Source organism: Pseudomonas khorasanensis, assembly GCF_014268505.2.
GTDB lineage: Bacteria > Pseudomonadota > Gammaproteobacteria > Pseudomonadales > Pseudomonadaceae > Aquipseudomonas > Aquipseudomonas khorasanensis.
Genome location: NZ_JABWQP020000002.1, coordinates 491,703 through 511,550, shown reverse-complemented (window position 1 = coordinate 511,550; position 19,848 = coordinate 491,703). Strand labels below are relative to the sequence as shown.

The 19,848-nt window shown below is 60.9% G+C and carries 23 protein-coding genes; 12 read left to right on the top strand and 11 right to left on the bottom strand.

Translation table 11 applies throughout. The features are described 5' to 3' along the window. Position 1: 1 nt before the first annotated feature. The gene (locus HU727_RS08415) at positions 2-991 is read left to right on the top strand and encodes a 2-hydroxyacid dehydrogenase (RefSeq protein ID WP_186529719.1); all 990 of its coding nucleotides are present in this window, start codon (positions 2-4) and stop codon (positions 989-991) included. Positions 992-997: 6 nt separating this feature from the next. On the opposite strand, the gene HU727_RS08410 is transcribed toward HU727_RS08415, so the two are convergent. Beyond that, on the bottom strand, positions 998-1,456 hold the full coding sequence (locus HU727_RS08410) for a hypothetical protein (RefSeq protein WP_186529721.1): 459 nt from the start codon (positions 1,454-1,456) through the stop codon (positions 998-1,000). 133 nt (positions 1,457-1,589) lie between these two features. On the opposite strand from HU727_RS08410, the gene HU727_RS08405 reads away from it, so the two are divergent. Further along, positions 1,590-2,024 (top strand): hypothetical protein, encoded by a 435-nt coding sequence (locus tag HU727_RS08405; RefSeq protein ID WP_186529723.1) that lies wholly within the window; start codon positions 1,590-1,592, stop codon positions 2,022-2,024. Continuing rightward, positions 2,024-2,428: an META domain-containing protein gene (locus tag HU727_RS08400; protein WP_186529725.1), complete on the top strand. Its 405-nt coding sequence runs from the start codon at positions 2,024-2,026 to the stop codon at positions 2,426-2,428. Before HU727_RS08405 ends, HU727_RS08400 begins: the two co-directional genes overlap by 1 nt. Positions 2,429-2,511: 83 nt before the next feature. On the opposite strand, the gene HU727_RS08395 is transcribed toward HU727_RS08400, so the two are convergent. Next, on the bottom strand, positions 2,512-2,979 hold the full coding sequence (locus HU727_RS08395; protein ID WP_186529727.1) for a peroxiredoxin family protein: 468 nt from the start codon (positions 2,977-2,979) through the stop codon (positions 2,512-2,514). 113 nt (positions 2,980-3,092) lie between these two features. Between HU727_RS08395 and arsC the strand changes: the two genes are divergently transcribed. From arsC to HU727_RS08380, 3 genes are read left to right on the top strand one after another with little or no spacing between them, the layout of a single operon-like run. Continuing rightward, positions 3,093-3,446, top strand: coding sequence for an arsenate reductase (glutaredoxin) (gene arsC / locus HU727_RS08390; RefSeq protein WP_186529730.1), 354 nt, complete (start codon positions 3,093-3,095; stop codon positions 3,444-3,446). Beyond that, positions 3,443-4,039 (top strand): NAD(P)H:quinone oxidoreductase, encoded by a 597-nt coding sequence (wrbA, locus tag HU727_RS08385; RefSeq protein ID WP_186529731.1) that lies wholly within the window; start codon positions 3,443-3,445, stop codon positions 4,037-4,039. The genes arsC and wrbA overlap by 4 nt, the downstream gene beginning before the upstream one ends. 1 nt (position 4,040) lies before the next feature. Then, positions 4,041-4,466: a DUF2069 domain-containing protein gene (locus HU727_RS08380; protein ID WP_186529733.1), complete on the top strand. Its 426-nt coding sequence runs from the start codon at positions 4,041-4,043 to the stop codon at positions 4,464-4,466. A gap of 90 nt (positions 4,467-4,556) precedes the next feature. Here HU727_RS08380 and HU727_RS08375 read toward each other — a convergent pair whose 3' ends face one another. Further along, positions 4,557-5,231: a DNA-3-methyladenine glycosylase I gene (locus tag HU727_RS08375; RefSeq protein WP_186529735.1), complete on the bottom strand. Its 675-nt coding sequence runs from the start codon at positions 5,229-5,231 to the stop codon at positions 4,557-4,559. Between the two features lie 135 nt (positions 5,232-5,366). Continuing rightward, positions 5,367-6,191 carry a tRNA 2-thiocytidine(32) synthetase TtcA gene (ttcA, locus tag HU727_RS08370; protein ID WP_186529737.1) on the bottom strand — a complete coding sequence of 275 codons (825 nt, stop codon included), beginning with the start codon at positions 6,189-6,191 and terminating at the stop codon, positions 5,367-5,369. 287 nt (positions 6,192-6,478) lie between these two features. Here ttcA and HU727_RS08365 point away from each other — a divergent pair, with 287 nt between their 5' ends. Together HU727_RS08365 and HU727_RS08360 are read left to right on the top strand one after the other, a co-directional pair. Next, complete coding sequence (locus HU727_RS08365) at positions 6,479-7,081, top strand: Yip1 family protein (protein WP_186529739.1); 603 nt, start codon at positions 6,479-6,481, stop codon at positions 7,079-7,081. 148 nt (positions 7,082-7,229) lie between these two features. After that, positions 7,230-7,724, top strand: a complete 495-nt coding sequence (locus tag HU727_RS08360) for a SprT family zinc-dependent metalloprotease (RefSeq protein ID WP_186529741.1) — start codon at positions 7,230-7,232, stop codon at positions 7,722-7,724. A 135-nt stretch (positions 7,725-7,859) separates the two neighbouring features. Here the strand turns inward: HU727_RS08360 and HU727_RS08355 are convergent, their stop codons facing one another. Together HU727_RS08355 and HU727_RS08350 are read right to left on the bottom strand one after the other, a co-directional pair. Continuing rightward, a complete protein-coding gene (locus HU727_RS08355; protein ID WP_186529742.1) occupies positions 7,860-9,041 on the bottom strand; it encodes a CaiB/BaiF CoA transferase family protein in 1,182 nt (393 codons plus the stop codon). Between the two features lie 144 nt (positions 9,042-9,185). After that, positions 9,186-10,520: a dicarboxylate/amino acid:cation symporter gene (locus tag HU727_RS08350; protein ID WP_186529744.1), complete on the bottom strand. Its 1,335-nt coding sequence runs from the start codon at positions 10,518-10,520 to the stop codon at positions 9,186-9,188. A gap of 347 nt (positions 10,521-10,867) precedes the next feature. On the opposite strand from HU727_RS08350, the gene HU727_RS08345 reads away from it, so the two are divergent. Beyond that, positions 10,868-11,866, top strand: a complete 999-nt coding sequence (locus tag HU727_RS08345) for an AraC family transcriptional regulator (protein ID WP_186529746.1) — start codon at positions 10,868-10,870, stop codon at positions 11,864-11,866. A 96-nt stretch (positions 11,867-11,962) separates the two neighbouring features. Here HU727_RS08345 and HU727_RS08340 read toward each other — a convergent pair whose 3' ends face one another. The 3 genes from HU727_RS08340 to HU727_RS08330 all read right to left on the bottom strand — a co-directional run bounded on the left by HU727_RS08340 (position 11,963) and on the right by HU727_RS08330 (position 14,733). Beyond that, on the bottom strand, positions 11,963-13,309 hold the full coding sequence (locus tag HU727_RS08340; protein WP_186529748.1) for an ATP-binding protein: 1,347 nt from the start codon (positions 13,307-13,309) through the stop codon (positions 11,963-11,965). Beyond that, positions 13,306-13,983, bottom strand: coding sequence for a response regulator transcription factor (locus HU727_RS08335; protein WP_042560510.1), 678 nt, complete (start codon positions 13,981-13,983; stop codon positions 13,306-13,308). The genes HU727_RS08340 and HU727_RS08335 overlap by 4 nt, the downstream gene beginning before the upstream one ends. A gap of 144 nt (positions 13,984-14,127) precedes the next feature. Then, on the bottom strand, positions 14,128-14,733 hold the full coding sequence (locus tag HU727_RS08330; protein WP_186529750.1) for a hypothetical protein: 606 nt from the start codon (positions 14,731-14,733) through the stop codon (positions 14,128-14,130). Positions 14,734-14,876: 143 nt separating this feature from the next. Here HU727_RS08330 and HU727_RS08325 point away from each other — a divergent pair, with 143 nt between their 5' ends. Further along, on the top strand, positions 14,877-15,668 hold the full coding sequence (locus tag HU727_RS08325; protein ID WP_186529752.1) for a dienelactone hydrolase family protein: 792 nt from the start codon (positions 14,877-14,879) through the stop codon (positions 15,666-15,668). A 153-nt stretch (positions 15,669-15,821) separates the two neighbouring features. Next, positions 15,822-16,547, top strand: coding sequence for a 4'-phosphopantetheinyl transferase family protein (locus tag HU727_RS08320; protein WP_202883529.1), 726 nt, complete (start codon positions 15,822-15,824; stop codon positions 16,545-16,547). Between the two features lie 117 nt (positions 16,548-16,664). On the opposite strand, the gene HU727_RS08315 is transcribed toward HU727_RS08320, so the two are convergent. Next, entirely contained in the window at positions 16,665-18,275 is a 1,611-nt protein-coding gene (locus HU727_RS08315) for an ATP-binding protein (RefSeq protein ID WP_186529754.1), read from the bottom strand. After that, positions 18,272-18,994, bottom strand: coding sequence for a response regulator (locus HU727_RS08310; protein ID WP_186529756.1), 723 nt, complete (start codon positions 18,992-18,994; stop codon positions 18,272-18,274). The genes HU727_RS08315 and HU727_RS08310 overlap by 4 nt, the downstream gene beginning before the upstream one ends. A 643-nt stretch (positions 18,995-19,637) precedes the next feature. Here HU727_RS08310 and HU727_RS08305 point away from each other — a divergent pair. Further along, a complete protein-coding gene (locus HU727_RS08305; RefSeq protein ID WP_186529758.1) occupies positions 19,638-19,829 on the top strand; it encodes a hypothetical protein in 192 nt (63 codons plus the stop codon). Positions 19,830-19,848 lie beyond the last annotated feature (19 nt).

Here is a 19,848-nt window from a genome sequence, read left to right as displayed (position 1 = left end):
CATGCGCACGATCGTTTTCAGCAGCCAGACCTACGACCGCGAGAGTTTTCTCGCCGCAGACTGCCCGGCCGGGCTCGAACTGCACTTTCAAGCGGCCCGGCTCAGCCTCGATACGGCGGCCCTGGCCGAGCAGCACGAAGTCGTTTGCGCCTTTATCAATGACGACCTCAGCGCACCGGTGCTTGAGTGCCTCGCGGCGGGCGGCACGCGATTGATCGCCCTGCGCTCGGCAGGTTACAACCATGTCGACCTGCCGGCGGCGAAACGCCTGGGCCTGTCCGTCGTGCGCGTGCCGGCCTACTCGCCCCATGCCGTGGCCGAGCACGCGGTGGCGTTGATCCTCGCCCTCAATCGTCGTCTGCACCGCGCCTACAACCGCACCCGCGAAGGCGATTTCAGCCTGCATGGCCTGACCGGGTTCGATCTGGTCGGCAAAACCGTCGGCGTTGTCGGCACCGGGCAGATCGGCGCGACCTTCGCGAAAATCATGCACGGTTTCGGTTGCGAGCTGCTGGCGTTCGACCCGTATCCCAACCCCGACGTGCTGGCCTTGGGCGCACGTTATCTGAGCCTGCCGGATTTGCTGGCGCAGTCGCGAATCATCAGCCTGCATTGCCCGCTCAACGAGCAGAGCAAACACCTGATCAACCGCGAGTCACTGGCGCACATGCAGCCGGGGGCGATGCTGATCAACACCGGGCGCGGCGGACTGGTCGACACGCCGGCGCTGATCGACGCGCTGAAGGACGGCCAACTCGGTTATCTGGGGCTGGATGTCTATGAAGAAGAGGCGCAGCTGTTTTTCGAGGACCGTTCCGACCTGCCATTGCAGGACGATGTGCTGGCGCGCTTGCTGACTTTTCCTAACGTGATCATCACCGCGCATCAGGCGTTTCTGACCCGCGAGGCGCTGGGCGCGATTGCCGCAACCACTCTGCACAACATCTCGGCCTGGGCGGCGGGTGCGCCGCAGAACCAGGTCGAGGGTTGACCCGCCTTACTTGGGCAAGGAAGACGCCAGGATCAGCAAGCCCAACCAGCCGAAGCCGAGCAGGCGTTGCTTGCTCGAGTGGCCGTTGCGCAGCAGGAACCAGACGAAAAACGCCGGCAATAGAAACACCATGATTTTCAGCCAGCCTTCCACCGGGCGGCTGCCATCGGCATTGACCGGTTGCTGCGCCTGGCCTGTTTGTTCTGCCGCCTGCTGACGACGGCGCCGCCCCGCCGCTGCCGGCATCACTTTGGGAAGGGATTCTGCCTGCGGCGGCACAAACGCCTCCGGCACAGCCTTGTCGCGTGGCAGGCTGCCGAACGAAATGGTCGACGTCTGAGCCGGCGATGCTGCGGACTGCGCCTGCAGGGCGGCGTGTTCGGCCATCGGGGCGCCGCAGTGAATGCACGCCAGCGCTTCGGAACTGATGCTCCGCTTGCATTCATAACATTCGATCAGCGCCATGTTCCGTTCCTTCAGATTCGGGACCGGCAGTTTGCCATGACTGTTGCCCCATTTGAACCGGATCGAAGGTCGCACGCGCGCATCATTCTGCAATCGAGCCCGTGCTAGCATGTCGCGCATATTTGGAGGACCCATGGTCGAACACGATTTCCGCTACACCCTCATGAACCCGCAACACACCCTCACCGAATGCCGCGCCCTCGTTCCGGGCCGCTATCAGGTGACCGGTAACGGTGGCTCGATCCGCATCGGCGATGCCCTGTTGGTCACGCTCAAAGGCAGCAAGGATTTGTCCATGCGCCTGACCGTCGACACTGTCCGCCACCTGATCAACCCGCCAGGCCAATGGACCGCGATGACCACGGGCCCGGTATTTGGCGAGTTGGCCATTCACACCTGGCAGGTCAATTGTGACAGTTGCGCCAAAGAGTTGAGCTTCGAATTCGCCGTTGATTCCAAATTGGGCAAGGCCGCCGAAAAACCGGCCGCCACCGCGCGCATCGCCGAGCTGGGCTGGAAAGCCGTTGGCGACAAGCACCTGTGCCCGAAATGCCAGGAGCCCGCGTGATGAAACGCTTTGCCCTGACCGCGCTGGTCGGTATTGGCCTGGCCGGTTGCGCCGCAGAGCCCGTGCAACTGCAGCACAACCGCAGCTACATTCTGGAATGGATCGGCGAACGGCCCTTGATGGATTACAGCCATCTGACCGTGACCCTGGGCGATGACGGCCGCGCCTACGGCAACGGCGGCTGCAACCATTGGTTCGCGCCGTACACGCTGGAGGGCGACAAGCTGAGCTTCGGCAAAATCGGCAAGACGCGCAAACTCTGCGCGCCGGCGCTGATGGAGCAGGAACAGCGTTTCCTGCAGGCGCTGGAAAAAGTCGAACGCTGGGACATCTCGCCAATCGAGCAGATGCGCTTCTGGCCGGCTGAAGGCAAGCCGCTGCGCTGGTGGCTGGAAGAGGGCTGATCTCCCCCTGTGCCCGCTGAGGTTACCCGCGGATGATCGTCCCCACGCTCTGCGTGGGAACGATCCCATCAACGAAAAGCGACCTATTGGGTGGCCTGCAGCGCTTCAAGCTTCGCCATCACCCCCGCCGCCGTTTGCTCACCCAGCAACTGCTCACGCACCTTGCCCTTGTCATCGATGATGTAGGTGACCGGCAACGCCTCGCTGCGCGGCACGTCGAACAACTCGGCCGGATCCTGCGCCAGCACGGTGAACCTGATGCCGAGTTTCTCGCTGGCGCTCTTCAGCTCCTCACCCTGCACATTGTCAAAATTCACTCCGAACACACCCACGTTCCTGCTCTTGAGCTCGTCGGCCAAGTGGTTCAACTCGGGGATTTCCGTGCGGCACGGGCCGCACCATTCGGCCCAGTAATTGAGCACTACCCATTGCTTGTCCAGACGCTCGGACGCGACCTTCTGGCCATTCTGGTCTATCCCGTAATCGTTGCCGCAGCCCCCTAGCATCAACGCCCCGAGAATCGTCAATGCCGCTGCCAATCGCCGTGTCATGTGTGGTTCCTTGTGAAAATTGGAAAGCGCCTGCGACCCATCGCCTCTGACGGTTCTGGATTACGCGCTGCACAGTTAGAATAGCCGCCACTTTACGCCAGAAGCGACCCGCCATGACCGATCTGACGCTTTATCACAATCCGCGCTGCTCGAAATCCCGCGGCGCGCTGGAACTGCTCGAAGCCCGCGGCCTGACCCCGACCGTGGTGCGCTACCTCGAAACCCCACTGGACGCCGCGCAGATCAAGGCCCTGCTGGGCAAGCTGGGAATCAGCGCCCGGCAATTGCTGCGTACCGGTGAAGAGGAATACAAAACCCTGAACCTGGCGGATGCCAGCCTCAGCGAAAAACAGTTGATCGATGCCATCGCCGCGCACCCGAAACTCATGGAGCGGCCGATTCTCGAAACCGGCGACAAGGCCACCATCGGGCGCCCACCGGAAAACGTACTGGAGTTGTTGCCATGAGCACGCCGTACATTCTGGTTCTCTATTACAGCCGCAGCGGTTCGACCAACGAAATGGCCCGGCAGATCGCCCGGGGGGTCGAACAGGCTGGCCTGGAAGCGCGCTTGCGCACGGTGCCGGCCATTTCCACCGAATGCGAAGCGGTGGCTTCGGACATCCCCGATGAAGGCGCGCTTTACGCAACCCTGGACGACCTGAAAAACTGCGCCGGCCTCGCCATGGGCAGCCCGACGCGCTTCGGCAACATGGCCGCGCCGCTCAAGTACTTTCTCGATGGCACCAGCAACCTGTGGCTGACCGGTGCGCTGGTTGGCAAACCGGCCGGCGTCTTCACCTCCACCGCCAGCCTGCACGGCGGCCAGGAAACCACGCTGCTGTCGATGATGTTGCCGCTGCTGCACCACGGCATGCTGATCACCGGTCTGCCTTACAGCGAATCGGCCCTGCTGGAAACCGAAGGGGGCGGCACGCCTTACGGGGCCAGCCATCATGCCGGTTCCGATGGCAAGAACGGCCTCGATCAGCACGAGGTGGCGCTGTGTCGCGCACTCGGTCTGCGCCTGGCGAAAACCGCGCAGAAGCTGGTGGGCTGAAATGGCGAAGAAGCCGAAAGTCCTGCCCTCGGTGGCGTGGCTTGAGCCACGGGTGAAGGTGATGCGCGTGCTTAGCCTGCTGAGCTTTTTCGCCCTCGCCGGTTTGCTTGCAGGTTATTACCTGCTGTTCGCCGACCTGCATGGCGCGCGACCGTGGGTGATTCTGCTGGTCGAGCTGATCCCGTGGCTGGTCCTCGCCCCGGCGATGATAATGGGCAGCGCCCGTGGGCATTCGTGGATGTGTTTTGTGGTGAACCTGTATTTCATCAAAGGCGCACTGGCGGCGTATGACCCCAACCGACAATTGTTCGGCCTTCTGGAAATGGCCGCAAGCCTGGCGGTGTTCTGCTCGGCGTTGCTGTATGTGCGCTGGCGGTATCAGCTGAACCGCAAGCTGGCGGGCGAAGGTGAGATCAGCGTCGCCTGATCTGACGCCTTCGCGAGCAGGCTCGCTCCCACCTCTGGAACGCATTTTCCCCGTGGGAGCGAGCCTGCTCGCGAAGGCAGCGACACAGTCTTAATGGTTGACGGTGTAAGCCAGCATCATCGAAATCTGGCTCATCGGCCGTCCGCCGCTTTGTTCGTGCCACTGGTTGAACGCATCCTGCACGATCGCCAGATCACGCTGACTGGTCGGCACCCTGTCCACCAGTTTCTGCGCATTGAGCGCCGCGACCACGTCGTAGCTCGGCACAAACGTATCCTTGCCGACCATGCGCAAAAACCTTGGCGCCGACAGCCCGCCCAGTTGATGGCCGTGCTTTTTCAGGTAAGTCCACAGGCCGACGATATCGGTCACCGGCCAGTCAGCGATCAGGGCGCCGAAGCTCCCCTTGTCTTTCTCGACATCGAGAATGAATTGCGCGTTGCGCGGCACACTTTTGAGTTTGCCCAAGTGACGAATGATCCGCGCATCCTGCATCAGGCGCTCAAGGTGTTCGGCGCTCATCAGCACGACTTTTTCCGGATCGAACCTGAAGAACACTTCTTCGAAGGCCGGCCACTTGGCATCGACCAGGCTGTGTTTGAGGCCGGCGCGAAAAACCCGCAGGGCCATGGTCGAGAGGTAACGGTCGTCGCTGATCTTGCGCAGTTGTGCGGGCGTCTTGGGAACGGGCAGATGGGCTTCCAGTTCAGCCGCCGAACCGAAACGGTTCAGACAGTATTCGTGCAGCCACTTGTAATCGCGCATGCCCTCTCCTATTGAATGGAACAAATAGATCCTTGTGGGAGCGAGCCTGCTCGCGAAGAGGCCAGATCAGTCAACTGACGCGTTGAATGACACACCGCTTTCGCGAACAGGCTCGCTCCCACATTTAGATCAGGTTTACAGGTTTACGACATTGACGAAGCGCGAAGCCGCCGTCTCGTCGATCTTGAGGCTGGTGAAGTCGAACAGGTTGCGGTCGGCCAATTGCGACGGCACCACGTTCTGCAGGCTGCGGAAAATCGACTCGGTGCGGCCCGGGGTCTTGCGATCCCAGTCCTGCAGCATTTCCTTGACCACCTGACGCTGCAGGTTTTCCTGCGAGCCGCAGAGGTTGCACGGGATTATCGGGAATTGCCTGAAATCCGAGTAGGCCTGAATGTCTTTCTCGTTGCAGTAGGCCAGCGGGCGGATCACCACGTTGCGGCCGTCATCGGCGCGTAGTTTCGGCGGCATCGCCTTGAGCGTGCCGTTGAAGAACATATTGAGGAAGAACGTCTCGACGATGTCGTCGCGGTGATGACCGAGGGCCATTTTCGTCGCGCCGATTTCGTCAGCAAAGGTGTACAGCGTGCCGCGACGCAGGCGCGAGCACAGCGAACAGGTGGTCTTGCCTTCCGGCACCAGTTCCTTGACCACCGAGTAGGTGTCTTTTTCGACGATGTGATACTCGATGCCCAACTCTTTCAGATAGGCCGGAAGCACATGCTCGGGAAAGCCCGGCTGCTTCTGGTCCATGTTCACCGCGACGATCTCGAACTTGATCGGTGCAACCTTCTGCAGATGCATCAGCACGTCGAGCATGGTGTAACTGTCCTTGCCCCCGGACAGGCAGACCATGACCTTGTCGCCGTCTTCGATCATGTTGAAATCGGCGACCGCTTCGCCGGCCAGTCGGCGCAGGCGCTTTTGCAGTTTGTTCTGGTTGACCGTAAGAGTGCCCATGACGCGAAATCCGTGAGATGTGACGAAAGGCCGGCATTTTACGCAAAAACCCCGGGTTTGTCGGCACAGGTTATCTCCCTCCGGATTGCGCGCTGCACAGACCCGGAAGCGATTAATTACCCTGTTTACAGCGCGATTTGCTCTAAGCCCGGCATACCGGTGCGCCGGAGTCCTTTCTATACTGCGACATAAGGTCGCACACGTCTGAAGACCTGTATTTGCTCGGCCGCATTGGCCCGTAGGCGCTCCGTTGGGGGGCGACGGCAATAACAAGAGGAGTGAATGGCATGATCCATCACGTAGTGGGACTTTTTACCCACCCCGATCAGGAATGGAAGGAAATCCGTGGCGACCAAGAGGAAAGCATCAGCCACATGTATCTGACCCACACGCTGATTCTGGCGGCGATCCCCGCCGTCTCGGCGTTTATCGGTACCACCCAGGTCGGCTGGGTGATCGGCAATCGCGCGCCGGTGATGCTTACGCTCGAAAGCGCATTGTGGATGACGATCATGTCGTATCTGGCGATGCTCGGCGGCGTCGCGGTCATGGGTGCCTTTGTGCACTGGATGGCCCGCACGTATGACGCCAACCCGAGCCTGGCCCGTTGCGTCGCGTTCGCCACCTACACCGCGACGCCGTTGTTCGTCGGCGGCCTGGCGGCGCTGTATCCGCACATGTGGCTGGGGATGATCGTTGGTACGGCGGCCATCTGCTACACGGTGTATTTGCTGTATGTAGGTCTGCCGACGTTCATGAATATTCCTTCGGATGAAGGTTTCCTGTTTTCCAGCTCGGTGCTTGCGGTGGGTCTGGTGGTGCTGGTCGCGATCATGGCGTTCACCGTAATTGTCTGGGGCCTGGGCGTAGGGCCCGTGTATACGAGCTAGTGTGTTTCACCCCTGAGAAAAACAAGATCTGCCAACACAGGCCGCCGCAAGGCGGCCTTCTCGTTGGGGCGATGACCATTCGGCAGGTCGGCGATTCGCAAGTTGCCGGGGTTGCGGCATACTCGGCGTCTCTGGAGATCCATCAAGCATGCCCGAGCAACTCAATACCCGCGTCGAAGACTGTTACCAACTCGCTGAATCCTTTTTCAAACGCTCCTTCAAACGTCCCGTCGTCAGCCTCAAATTGCGCGGACAGAAAGCCGGTGTCGCGCATTTGCACGAGAACCTGTTGCGCTTCAACCCGCAGTTGTACCGGGAAAACACCGATCACTTCCTCAAACAGACCGTGGCCCACGAAGTCGCGCACCTGATCGCCCATCAACTGTTCGGCGACCGCATCCAGCCCCATGGCGAGGAATGGCAATTGATCATGCGCGGCGTTTACGAACTGCCGCCGGATCGCTGCCACACGTACGAAATCAAACGCCGCAGCGTGACGCGCTACATCTACAAATGCCCGTGCGCCGACAGTGACTTTGCGTTCACGGCGCAACGCCATGGCCTGGTCAGAAAGGGCCGGCGATATCTGTGTCGGCGCTGCCGCAATACGTTGGTGTTCAGTGGCGAGATGCGTGTGGAATAGTCGGTTTCTGCAGTGCTTCGGCGGGCCTCATCGCTGGCAAGCCAGCTCCCACAATGTACGTGGTGCTTACAGACTCTATGTACGACACAAAAACCTGTGGGAGCGGGCTTGCCCGCGATGAGTCCGGCATAAACGCTACAGAATCACCTTTGCCCGCCGCAATTCTTCAATCCTCGAAGCACTGAACCCAAGCTCCCCCAATACCTGATCCGTATGCTGCCCCAACGCCGCGCCAATATGCCGAGGCGCCGGCAGCGCTTCGGAAAACTTCAGCGGACAGGCAATCTGCGCCTGCGTCGAACCGTCATCGCGCGGCACCTGCGTCACCAGTTCCCGCGCCTGCAACTGCGGATGCCGCACCGCCTCACTCAGACTCAACACCGGCTCGACACACGCATCAATCCCGGCGAACAGCTCACACAGTTGCGCAAAGTCATGCCGCTCGAACTCGACCTTCAGCGCTTGCTTCAAGGCCCATTGCTGCTCGGGCCGAGGTGACAGCCCCTGCTCCGCCAGTTCCGGTCGGCCCAACGCCGCGCACAGTTGCTGCATGAACGCCGGCTCCAGGCTGCCAACCGACATCCAGCGTCCATCCCGCGAGCGGTAATAATCATAAAAGCTGCCGCCATTGAGTATCTGGTCCTCCCACCCTGGCTCCGCGCCGCAGGCCAGATAACCCGCACCCGCCATGGCGTTCAGGGCGAACGCGCAATCGGTCATGCTCACGTCCAGATGGGTGCCCTGCCCGCTCTGCTGTCGGGCAATCACCGCGGCCAGCAAGCCGATCACCCCATGCAACGAGCCGCCGGCCACGTCCGCAACCTGCATGCCCAGCGGCAACGGCCCGCTGTCGGCACGTCCGGTGTAGCTGGCCAGCCCCGCCAGTGCCAGGTAGTTGATGTCATGCCCCGCTCGTTCCTTGTACGGCCCGGTCTGGCCATAACCGCTGATCGATACGTAGATCAGCTGCGGATTGATCGCCTTCAGCGCGTCGTAACCCAGGCCCAGGCGCTCCATGACGCCGGGGCGAAACTGCTCAAGCACAATGTCGTAATCGCCGAGAAGTTGCTTGATGATTTCCAGCGCTTCGGGCTGTTTCAGATCCAGCGCCAGACTGCGCTTGTTTCGATTCAGGTAGGCGTGACTGGCCGAAACACCGCCATCGTGGGGCGGCAGCACCCGCAGCAAATCCAGACGTGCCGGCGATTCGATGCGCAGCACTTCGGCGCCCATGTCCGCCAGCAGCAACGAGGCGAACGGCCCCGGCAGCAGCGTGGAAAAATCCAGAATCTTCAGTGAGGCCAGCGGTGCGGACATGGGCGAACTCCTTGGGCGATGCAGTCAGCCTAGGCAGCCTTCGCCGATGCGGCAATCACCACAAATGTCAGCGGGTGTGACCGTTGCGCTCAAATTGCAGACAAGAAAAAACCCGCCGAAGCGGGTTTTTCCATTCAAGCAATGTTACTTGGCATTGCTCGGGGTTGGGCCTTCAGCCACGCCCAGGTCGTCTTCTTCACGCTCGTCGGAGATACCACGACCGCCCGAAGCCAGCTCGGCTTGCAGTTGATCGGTGTCCAGTTCCTTGACCCACTTGGCGACCACGATGGTGGCAACCGCGTTACCCACCAGGTTGGTCAGCGCACGGGCTTCGGACATGAAGCGGTCGATACCCAGAATCAGCGCCAGACCGGCGACTGGCAGGTGGCCCACCGCCGACAGGGTAGCGGCCAGTACGATGAAGCCCGAACCGGTTACGCCCGCCGCGCCTTTGGAGGACAGCAGCAGCACCAGCAGCAGAGTGATCTGATGGGTGATGTCCATGTGGGTGTCGGTTGCTTGCGCAATGAACACGGCCGCCATGGTCAGGTAGATCGACGTACCGTCGAGGTTGAACGAGTAGCCGGTCGGGATCACCAGACCCACTACCGATTTCTTCGCGCCCAGACGCTCCATCTTGATCAGCATGCGTGGCAGTGCCGATTCCGACGAGGACGTACCCAGTACGATCAACAGTTCTTCACGGATGTAACGCACCAGTTTAAATACGCTGAAACCGTGAGCACGGCAGATCGCGCCCAGCACCACCACGACGAACAGTACGCAGGTGATGTAGAAGCAGATCATCAACTGACCCAGTTGCACCAGCGAGCCGACACCGTAGGCACCGATGGTGAACGCCATGGCACCGAACGCACCCAGTGGCGCCAGTTTCATGATCATGTTGATGATGTTGAACATCACATGGGCGAAGCGATCGATCATATCCAGCAGCGGACGACCGTACGACCCCAGGCGATGCAGGGCGTAGCCGAAGATTACCGAGAACATCAGCACTTGCAGAATGTCACCGGTGGCGAACGCGCCAACGATGGTATTGGGGATCACATTGAGGAGGAAACCGACAATGCTCTGGTCTTTACTGGCCGTCACGTAGGTGGCGATTTTCGAGGCATCGAGGGTGGTAACGTCGATGTGCATGCCGGCGCCCGGTTGCACAACGTTGACCACGATCAGACCGATCAGCAGGGCAATGGTGGAGACGATTTCGAAGTACAGCAGCGCGTAGCCGCCGGTCTTGCCCACGGACTTCATGTTCTGCATGCCGGCGATGCCGCTGACAACCGTACAGAAGATGATCGGGGCGATGACCATTTTGATCAGCTTGATGAACCCGTCACCCAGCGGTTTGAGGGCCACACCGGTCTGCGGGTAGAAGTGACCGAGCAGGATGCCGATGGCGATGGCAACGATCACCTGGAAATATAGGGATTTATAAATTGGCTGACGAGTCGTCATTGCAGGTTTCCTCAAGCGTCCAGCGGGCAACATCCATCTGTCGAGCGCCGAACCTTAATTGCGAACCCTCCTGCACTGGAGGGATTTGTTGTTGGACGGCACCTTCCCGGCGGGAGTAAATGCACGCTTCTGTCACTTGTATCGCAAACCCCGTGCCAGAGTGGTGCGACTGCCAGCAAGCCTTTTGATATCAGGGTTTCAGGGATTTTCTGGCTCGGTTTCGCCGTCCGAGGGTTGGCGGATTTCCGCCACCTCGCCGCTTGCCGTCCTGCAATTTGGCGGAAATCCGCCTTGTTGCGCTTCAGGCCCGCCGTTACGATCGGGGCCTGAACAAGGATCTCCCGCTCATGCGCGAACGCACCATTGCCAGCCATTTTGCCCGTGCCGCCCTCGGCGGTGCGCGCCGTCGGGGCTTTGATTATTCAGGGCTGCTGCAACAACTGGGCATCAGTCGGCAATTGCTGGATGAGCCCCGTGCGCGCATCGCTCCAGAGCAGTTCACGCTTTTGATTCAGAGTCTGTGGAAGGCACTGGACGACGAATACCTGGGCTTTGGCAGCGCCCCGAGCAAACCCGGCAGCTTCGCCATGATGTGCCACGCCTCGATTCATTGCCGCAATCTGGAAAAGGCCCTGCAGCGCGGTTTGTTGTTTTACAGCCTGTTCCCCGACGCGCCGCGCCTGACCTTGAGCCGTGAAGACGAATGGGTGCGTTTGAGCCTGGATGACGCGCGGTGGTGGGATCCGGATCACTTCCTCACCGAAAGTCTGCTGGTGATCTGGCATCGTCTGGGCAGTTGGCTGATCGGCCAGCGGATTCGCCTTGAACAGGCGACATTCAGCTACCCACGCCCCGAACACGGCAGCGAATACGACCTGCTGTTCCCCTGCCCGCTGATGTTCGACGGCGAGCAGAGCAGCCTGCTGTTTCACAGTCGCTACCTGACCATGCCGCTGTTGCAGGACGAGCGCACGCTCAAACATTTCCTCGAACGCTCCCCGGCCGACCTGCTGTCACGCCCGGACGACGGCGACAGCCTGAGCAGCCGCTTGCGCCGCTTGCTCAGCCGCGACACTGCACGCTGGCCGGATCTCGAAGCCGTCGCCGCGCACCTGCACATCAGCCCGCAGACCTTGCGCCGGCACCTGCGCGAGGAAGGCACGAGTTTTCAGGAGCTGAAGGATCAACTGCGGCGGGATATCGCCATCTACCATCTGGGGCGAGCGGATCTGTCGTTGCAGCAGATCGCCGAGCAGTTGGGATTCTCGGAGCCTTCGGCGTTTCACAGGGCATTCAAGAAGTGGACGGGGCTGACGCCGGGGGCTTATCGGGCGCAGGAGCTGTGAAGGCAGACGCCTCGCGAGCAGGCTCCCTCCCACAGGAGGACTGCATTTCAAACGTGGGAGCGAGCCTGCTCGCGAAGAGGCCAGCACTGCCAACATTCAAACAGCAGGGAAATGAATCCTGAACGCCGCCCCGCCCATCGGCGAATCGCCCAGCGCTAACCGGGCGTTGTAGCTTTCGATGATGTCCTTGACCACCGCCAGCCCGATCCCCTGCCCCGGATGCTGGGCGTCCAGCCGTTCGCCGCGTTCAAGAATTCGCGCTCGCTGATCAGGTGGCACGCCGGGGCCGTCGTCCTCTACGCACAGTTCTATCCCTGCCAGCGATTCGCGCACGCTGACGCGCACTTCGCCCAGGCACAGGCGATAGGCGTTTTCCAGCAGGTTGCCGAGCATTTCCAGCAAGGCGCCCTGCTCGATCGGCACGTAGCAATGCTCCGGCAGGTCAAACGCCACACGCACGCGTTTGTCGCGGTAAACCTTGTCCAGCGTGTCGCACAGGCTTTTGAGCACTGGCTGCAGGCGCACCTGATGGCGCACCAGGCCGCTTTTGCGCAGGCTCGCCCGCTGCAATTGATAGCTGATCTGCTGGCTCATGCGCTCGATCTGACTTTGCAGCACCCAGGCCTGATCGCGGTCTTCAGGCCGCTGAGCCATGTCTTCGCTGACGCCTTGAAGCACCGCCAATGGTGTTTTCAGGCTGTGCGCAAGGTCGTCGAGGGAGTCGCGGTAGCGGCTGCGCTGCTGGCGTTCGCTGAGCAACAACCGGTTGAGCGAGCCGGTCAGGCGCAGCAATTCACGCGGGTGTTTTTCCGTGAGGCTTTCACGGGTGCCGCCTTCGATTTCATCGAGTTCCTGGCTCAATCTGCGCAAGGCTTTGAGGCCCCAGGTCAGGCCGATCCATAACAACGCCAGCAACACGAGCAGTGCCGCGCCGAAGCCCAGATAGAGATTTTCGCGCAGGCCTTCGAGGGTGGTTTCGTATTCGCGCACCGGTTGCAGAGCGACGATGCTGAACGCCGCACTTTTGCCGCCAAGCAATTTGACTTCGACGTCGTAGACGAAGAATTCCTGGCCGCTGGCTTCACGAATCCGCGCGAACTCGTTGCCGAGGCCGTCGTAGCGCGGTTTGTAGTTGATCCGCTCTTCCTGGGTGGCTTTGGAGCGCCAGACCAGGTGCCCTTCCCGGTCGTAGATATAACCGAGCAAGCGGAAATCGGTGAGGTTGAAGCGCTCGTCCGGCAATTGCGACGGCATCACCAGGCGACCGTTTTCCACGCGCGCGGCGGAGATCAGCGTAGTGACGTCCGAGGCCAGGCGTTGCTCGATAGAATCCTGCAAGGCGAGGCTGAACGCGCCTTGCATCGCCGGGAGCAAGGCGAGCATGAACAACACCGCCAACGTGGTGGCGGCGAGCATCAAACGAACGCGAAGGGAACGGATCAAGTGCAGCGCTCGTTGAACAGATAGCCGAGCCCGCGCACGGTGTCGATCGGTTTGAACCCGGCCGGGCCTTCGAGTTTGCGCCGCAGACGCCCGACCAGCACTTCGATCACATTCGGATCACGCTCGTCGTCATCGGGATAGAGCTGTTCCATCAACCGATCCTTGGGCACCACTTGCTGATGGTGGCGCATCAGGTATTCGAGAATGCGATATTCGTAGGCGGTCAGCGCCAGCGGTTGCTCATCGAGGCTCGCCTGTTTGCGATTGAGGTCCAGCAGCAACGGACCGGCGACGATGGTCGATTGGGTGAACCCGCTGGAGCGGCGCAGCAACGCGTTCAGGCGTGCGTCGAGTTCTTCGAACTGGAACGGTTTGACCACGTAATCGTCGGCACCGGCGGCGAGGCCTTCGACCTTGTCCTGCCAGTTGCCGCGCGCGGTGAGAATCAGGATCGGGAACGTCTTGCCGCCTGAGCGCAACTGGCGGATGAGATCGAGCCCGCCCATGCCCGGCAGGCCGAGATCGATCACCGCCAGATCGAAGTTGAACTGTCCGGTCTGGTACAGCGCCTCCTCGGCGTTGGCCACGGATTCGACCACGTGACCGCTCTCCGTCAGGCGGGTTTGCAGGTGATGACGCAACAGCGCCTCATCTTCAACGACCAACAGTTTCATGCCTTTCTCCCCATTACTTGAACTCTCCCCACACAACCTGTGGGAGCGAGCCTGCTCGCGAAAGCGGTGGATCAGTCAACCCGGAAATCGACTGACCAATGGCCTTCGCGAGCAGGCTCGCTCCCACATTGACCTGGCAACTACTTAGAAATAGTAGTTGGCCGACAGGTAGGTCTGCGCGCTGCTGGTCAAGTCCAGCGAGCCCTGCTTGCTGCCGCCGCTCTCTTTCATTTCGGTGCTGGCGTTGCTGCGCAGATAACGGTAACCGAGTTCCACCGAGGTGTTTTGCGAAACTTGCTGCAGGACACCGAACTGGCCGCCGACGGCGTAACCGATGTCGCTGTCACGACTGAAGCCTGGCGAATCCTGAGTCAGCTTGGTCAGACCGGCCGTGGCGCCGCCGAACAGTTTGGTGCTGCCGCCCACCGGATAAAACAGGTCATAGCTGCCCAGCAAATTTTCCTGGCGCAGTTTAACGCCATTGTGCGAGCCGGAAACGTTGTCGTAAGTGGCGTAGTAGCGGCCCTGGCTGTTTTGCTGCCCGAGGCGCACGCCGTAGGTGTTGTTGCCATCGATGGCCCCGGTGGCGTTGGGGTGGTCGAGGTTGTTGTTCAGCGCGTGGGACTTATCGATCTTGTCGCTGGTCTGGCCGAACGTCAGCCCGGCAAAGTTACGGGTGTCGTCGGCATTCGCCGCGATGCTGGAGCCTAACAGGGTAAAAGCCAGCAGCAGTTTGTTTAAACGAGTCATGGGTATTTCCTCTTTCACAGTGCTGTTTGGGTATGGCGCAAGGTTACTGAGCCTCCCCTGTACCGCCCCTGAACCGTCTCTGAACCTGACCTGAACCAGATCGACTAGGCTGTTCTGACCACTTACCCCAAGGAGACCCGACCATGCGCCTGTTCCTCGCCCTGACTCTGCTGATCATCAGCAGCCTCACCCAGGCTGCGATCAAGACCGAAGAAATCCCCTATCAAAGCGCCGACGGCACCCGGCTGATCGGCTACTACGCTTATGACGATGCGATCAAGGGCAAGCGTCCGGGCGTCGTTGTGGTGCATGAATGGTGGGGACTGAACGATTACGCCAAGCGCCGCGCCCGGGATCTGGCCCAGTTGGGCTACAGCGCACTGGCCATCGACATGTATGGCGAAGGCAAGAATACCGAGCACCCGAAAGATGCGATGGCGTTCATGCAGGCGGCGACCAAGGATGCGGACGCGGCCAGCAAACGTTTTGCCGCTGGCCTTGATTTGCTGAAGAAGCAGCCGCAAACCGACACCGGCAAACTGGCAGCCATCGGCTATTGCTTCGGCGGGGCTGTGGTGCTGAACGCTGCGCGCCAGGGCGTGCCGCTGGCCGGCGTGGTGAGTTTCCACGGTGCACTGGCGACCAAGGCTCCGGCAACCCCGGGCAGCGTGAAGGCGAAGATTCTGGTCGAGCACGGTACGCTCGACAGCATGGTCACCCAGGACAATGTCACTGCCTTCAAAGCGGAAATGGACAAGGCCGGCGCCGACTACACGTTTGTCAGCCTTGATGGCGCCAAACACGGCTTCAGCAATCCGGACGCCGATCGCCTGAGCCATGGCGAACACGGCGGGCCGGACATTGGCTACAACAAGGCAGCGGATGAAAAATCCTGGGCGGATATGCAGGCATTCTTGAAGAAGGTTTTCGGCTGAGCCAGTAACGACCGAGGCGCGGCCTTCGCGAGCAGGCTCGCTCCCACACTGGATCTGTGTCGCGCAGAAAATCCCCTGTGGGAGCGAGCCTGCTCGCGAAAAGCTTCACCGCGATTCTCGACCTTGCCCCGACTAACCGGCAAAATGCCCGCCATGAATGCCACCCCCGCCCTGCCCGCCTGCTGCACCGCGCTCGACAGCCACTGGCCGTTGCCGACGGTATTGCCCGATACCGTGCTGCTCAGCACCCATTTCGACCCGTCGCGATTACTCGGTGATGACTTCCAGCGCAGCGCCGTCCCGCCACCGCCGAGCATTCAGCGCTCAGTGGCCAAGCGCCAGGCAGAGTTTCTCGCCGGGCGAATCTGCGCCCGTGCGGCGTTGCAACAGCTTGAAGGCATGGACATGGTGCCAGCGATTGGCGAGGATCGCGCCCCGGTCTGGCCGGCGCATATCTGTGGCTCGATCACCCACAGCACCGGTCGCGCCGCAGCCATTGTTGCCAACAAGCAGCACTGGCGTGGCCTGGGCATGGACCTGGAAAACCTGCTGAGCAGCGAACGCGCCGAGCGCCTGGCAGGGGAAATCCTGATTCCGGCAGAAATGCAGCGCATGGCAGCGGCCTCTGCGGATCAATTGGCGCTGTGCGTGACGCTGACGTTTTCGGTGAAAGAAAGCCTGTTCAAAGCGCTCTACCCGATCGTGCAGAAGCGTTTTTACTTCGAGCACGCCGAAGTGCTGGAATGGACCGAGCAGGGCCAGGTGCGGTTGCGCCTGCTGACCGATCTGTCGAACGAGTGGCGCAACGGCACCGAACTGGAGGCACAGTTTGGCGTGCAGGATGGGCAGTTGTTGAGTCTGGTCAGCATCCGAGCCTGAAGATTTGGGCTGCCTGTCATGGCCCCTTCGCGAGCAGGCTCGCTCCCACATCTAGAAATGCAGCCCACTGTGGGAGCGAGCCTGCTCGCGAAGGCAATATCCTGGCTGCCCCGAATCTTAGCGGCGCTCCTGATTCCTCGGCCAACTCAGACTGAAGCAAGCCCCACCCAGGCTCTTGCTCTTGCCAATGATCGCCCGGCCGTCATGCCAGTGGATGATCCGCCGCACAATCGACAAGCCCAATCCATGCCCGCCCGACGCCCGCGTGCGGCTGTCGTCCAGGCGCAGGAACGGCGTGAAAATCCGCTCCCACGCCACCTCCGGAACCCCCGGCCCGTCATCCTCGACGTCAATTCGGCAGCGCAACTGCCCGACCTGATAACTCACAGTGACCTTCGAACGCGCATGGCGCATCGCGTTGCCAACCAGATTCTGCAACGCTCGATGCAGATAACGCGGTTCGGCCTCGACCCAGGCACCGTCATTGTCGACCGCCGACAGGCACAGGCCGCGCTGCACCGTGACCTCGGCGCGCAACGGCGCCAGCTCCTCGATCACCTGATTGACCAGCGCATCGAGATCGATGCGCTGGAAGGTCAGCGCCGGTGAGCCCTGCTCCAGCCTCGCGTAAGTGAGCATTTCGTCAACCAGCTTATCGAGGTCCTCAATGTCGTGATCCATGCCTTCGCGGTATTTTTCCAGCGCTTGCGGCGTGGTTGCCGAGCCGATCATTTCCAGACCGAAGCGCAGACGCGCTACCGGCGTGCGCAGCTCATGGGACACCGCCCGCACCAGTTCACGCTGGATCGCCAGCAACTGCTGCAAGTGCTCAGCCATCCCGTTGAACGCAGACGCCAGACGCCCGACCGAATCGGCACCGCGCGCCGGCACGCGGGTTTCCAGGCTGCCCTTGGCGATGCGCGTGGCGGCGGCCTCCAGCCCTCGCAAGCGCCGCTCCAGCTGGCGCACCAGCAGATAGACGATCAGGCCGATCAGCGTCAGGCCGAGCGCGGCAATCAGCACCAGCCATTCCGGTGGGTACGGGTTCATCTGATACAGCGGCCCGATTTCCAGCACCCACGGCGTGCCGACCATACCGGCAAACACGCGGATCGAGTCGCCGCCCTTGCCCAGCGCCATCACCGTATCGCCCTCGGCGACGCGGCGGCTCTGGTCTTCGTCCATGTCCGCCTCACTCACCGTGACCAGACGCAGGTCGAAGCCGAAGCCCTTTTCTTTCTTTATTTGCGCCAGACGTTTGGGCTGCTCGCCGACCGGTACCCGAACCAGTTCATCGGCGAGCAGATAAATTGTCGCCCGGGCCAGCTGCTCGCTGATCTGCTGCACCTCACCCACCAACATCATCTGTTCTTTTTCGCTGACCAGACGATAAACCTTGGCCGCGTGCGGCCCGGTCTGTTCGACCAGCGCCTGACCGCGCAGCACCCGGGTGCGCTGCGCCAGATCGAGATCGGTTTCGGCGAATTTCTTCAGCGTCAGGGGAATGCCGAGCAAGCGCTCCCACACCAGCAGGGCCCGGTGACGCTCGGTCTGGTTCATCGGTTGCAGGTTGTCGGCCATCAACGAGAACGTGCCATGGGCCAGGCGCTCGCGGTATTGCTCGCTGCGCACCTGATTGAGCAGGTTCAGCGCCAGCACACCGAGCACCGCCACCAGAATCAGCGCGGCGCACATGCCGCCGTAGATACGCAGGAAGATCGAATTCACAGCGCCAGGTCTACGCAGGCTTCGGGAACGAACAGGTAGCCTTTGCTGCGGATGGTCTTGATCAGACGCGGATGATCGGGATCGTCGCCGATTTTCGGGCGGATGCGCGAGATGCGCACATCAATCGAGCGGTCCTGGCCGTCATAGCCGATGCCGCGCAGGGCGGTAAAGATCTCCTCGCGCGACAGAATCCGCCCGGCATTGGACACCAGCAGCCAGAGCAGGTCGAACTCGGCGCTGGTGAGCTCGATGCCGTTGTCGCTCAGCCACGCTTCACGCAGGGCGTTGTCGACCACCAGCGGGCCGAATTGCAGGCGACGGGATTTTTCCGCGACAGGCTCCGGTGTGTCACTGCGTCGCAGCAGCGCCTGAATGCGCGCCAGCAACAGGCGCGGACGCACCGGTTTGCACACGTAATCATCGGCGCCGAGGTCCAGACCGTGGATCTGGTCGGCATCGTCGGTACGCGCGGTAAGCATCAGGATCGGCCCGTCGTACTGGCTGCGCACCTTGCGGCAGATGCTCAAGCCATCCTCGCCGGGCAGCATCAGATCGAGGATCACCAGATCCGGCTGCTCCTTGATGATCCGCGCCGCCGCCAGCGCGCCATTGCCCTCGATCTCCACGCGCAGGCCATTGGCTTGCAGGTAATCGCGGGTGAGCTCCGCCAGCCGCTGGTCATCCTCGACAATCAATACCTGCCAGGTTTGTGGCTCCACCGGTGACCTCTGCTTGCTGTTTTTATTAAAAGAATAAGGACAATTGCCTGACGCGGACAAACCCGTGGGAGCGAGCCTGCTCGCGAAAGCGTCTGTTGAGCCAACGTGAATGCTCAATGGTGAATCGATTCGCGAGCAGGCTCACTCCCACAGTCTTGTGTATACCTCCCGTTCATTTGTCATCTTTGAGGAGGATAAAAATGCCTGCGCACCGGGCGATTGTATAAACGCCAGACACCCGGAAAACAAGTCGGTAAATGCGTTCGGACAAGGCGGAATTCTGTGATAGGGTTCGCGCCCTTAAAAAACCGCTGAAGCGTTTTTCCCGGTGAAAAAACAGTGACAAACGGTCTGACTCAGCAGTCTCGCGGCCTACACGCGATTTCCGTCTTTCTTACACAATTTACGCACAGGCTTATCCACAGGTAGTACGTTGCAATCCTCCCCTGAAACGCATTATCTTGTAGCACGGCGAAAACGGAGACCCTACATATGGGGTTTTCGACATAAACGCCCAACCACATTTCAGGCCTGAAACTCAAGTGCTTTATGGCGAGTTTCAGGTGAACAAAGCAAGTTTTTCAAAGCCCAAACCGCACTGGCGGATGGCACCGTTTTTTTAGTCCGAAAGGGACAAAACGGTATGGGTGTTGCAGTCATTACTGTCACCTGCAAAGGAATCCGGTTGCGAGCATTGGCCCGCAACCAAAACTTCGGCAAGGACGCGGCGTTGCAGCCTTTTTCCTACTGTTCCGAAGTTGTCAAGCCGACGCTCGTCGGTCGCAGTGCTTCGGTACAGAACGGTGAGCACCATGACGGTGCCAAACAAACATAGAGAATGTGGAGACAACCCC

Bases quoted from the DNA above. Each gene is read 5' to 3' on its own strand.
- HU727_RS08375 (WP_186529735.1), bottom strand. From the start codon at position 5,231: ATGCGCGATTACAAGTGGCTGCACGAATACTGTCTGAACCGTTTCGGT.
- HU727_RS08380 (WP_186529733.1), top strand. From the start codon at position 4,041: ATGGCGAAGAAGCCGAAAGTCCTGCCCTCGGTGGCGTGGCTTGAGCCA.
- wrbA (WP_186529731.1), top strand. From the start codon at position 3,443: ATGAGCACGCCGTACATTCTGGTTCTCTATTACAGCCGCAGCGGTTCG.
- HU727_RS08335 (WP_042560510.1), bottom strand. From the start codon at position 13,983: ATGAAACTGTTGGTCGTTGAAGATGAGGCGCTGTTGCGTCATCACCTG.
- HU727_RS08325 (WP_186529752.1), top strand. From the start codon at position 14,877: ATGCGCCTGTTCCTCGCCCTGACTCTGCTGATCATCAGCAGCCTCACC.
- HU727_RS08405 (WP_186529723.1), top strand. From the start codon at position 1,590: ATGGTCGAACACGATTTCCGCTACACCCTCATGAACCCGCAACACACC.
- HU727_RS08350 (WP_186529744.1), bottom strand. From the start codon at position 10,520: ATGACGACTCGTCAGCCAATTTATAAATCCCTATATTTCCAGGTGATC.
- HU727_RS08305 (WP_186529758.1), top strand. From the start codon at position 19,638: ATGGGTGTTGCAGTCATTACTGTCACCTGCAAAGGAATCCGGTTGCGA.
- HU727_RS08365 (WP_186529739.1), top strand. From the start codon at position 6,479: ATGATCCATCACGTAGTGGGACTTTTTACCCACCCCGATCAGGAATGG.
- HU727_RS08395 (WP_186529727.1), bottom strand. From the start codon at position 2,979: ATGACACGGCGATTGGCAGCGGCATTGACGATTCTCGGGGCGTTGATG.
- HU727_RS08320 (WP_202883529.1), top strand. From the start codon at position 15,822: ATGAATGCCACCCCCGCCCTGCCCGCCTGCTGCACCGCGCTCGACAGC.
- HU727_RS08400 (WP_186529725.1), top strand. From the start codon at position 2,024: ATGAAACGCTTTGCCCTGACCGCGCTGGTCGGTATTGGCCTGGCCGGT.
- HU727_RS08345 (WP_186529746.1), top strand. From the start codon at position 10,868: ATGCGCGAACGCACCATTGCCAGCCATTTTGCCCGTGCCGCCCTCGGC.
- arsC (WP_186529730.1), top strand. From the start codon at position 3,093: ATGACCGATCTGACGCTTTATCACAATCCGCGCTGCTCGAAATCCCGC.
- ttcA (WP_186529737.1), bottom strand. From the start codon at position 6,191: ATGGGCACTCTTACGGTCAACCAGAACAAACTGCAAAAGCGCCTGCGC.
- HU727_RS08415 (WP_186529719.1), top strand. From the start codon at position 2: ATGCGCACGATCGTTTTCAGCAGCCAGACCTACGACCGCGAGAGTTTT.
- HU727_RS08360 (WP_186529741.1), top strand. From the start codon at position 7,230: ATGCCCGAGCAACTCAATACCCGCGTCGAAGACTGTTACCAACTCGCT.
- HU727_RS08410 (WP_186529721.1), bottom strand. From the start codon at position 1,456: ATGGCGCTGATCGAATGTTATGAATGCAAGCGGAGCATCAGTTCCGAA.
- HU727_RS08330 (WP_186529750.1), bottom strand. From the start codon at position 14,733: ATGACTCGTTTAAACAAACTGCTGCTGGCTTTTACCCTGTTAGGCTCC.
- HU727_RS08355 (WP_186529742.1), bottom strand. From the start codon at position 9,041: ATGTCCGCACCGCTGGCCTCACTGAAGATTCTGGATTTTTCCACGCTG.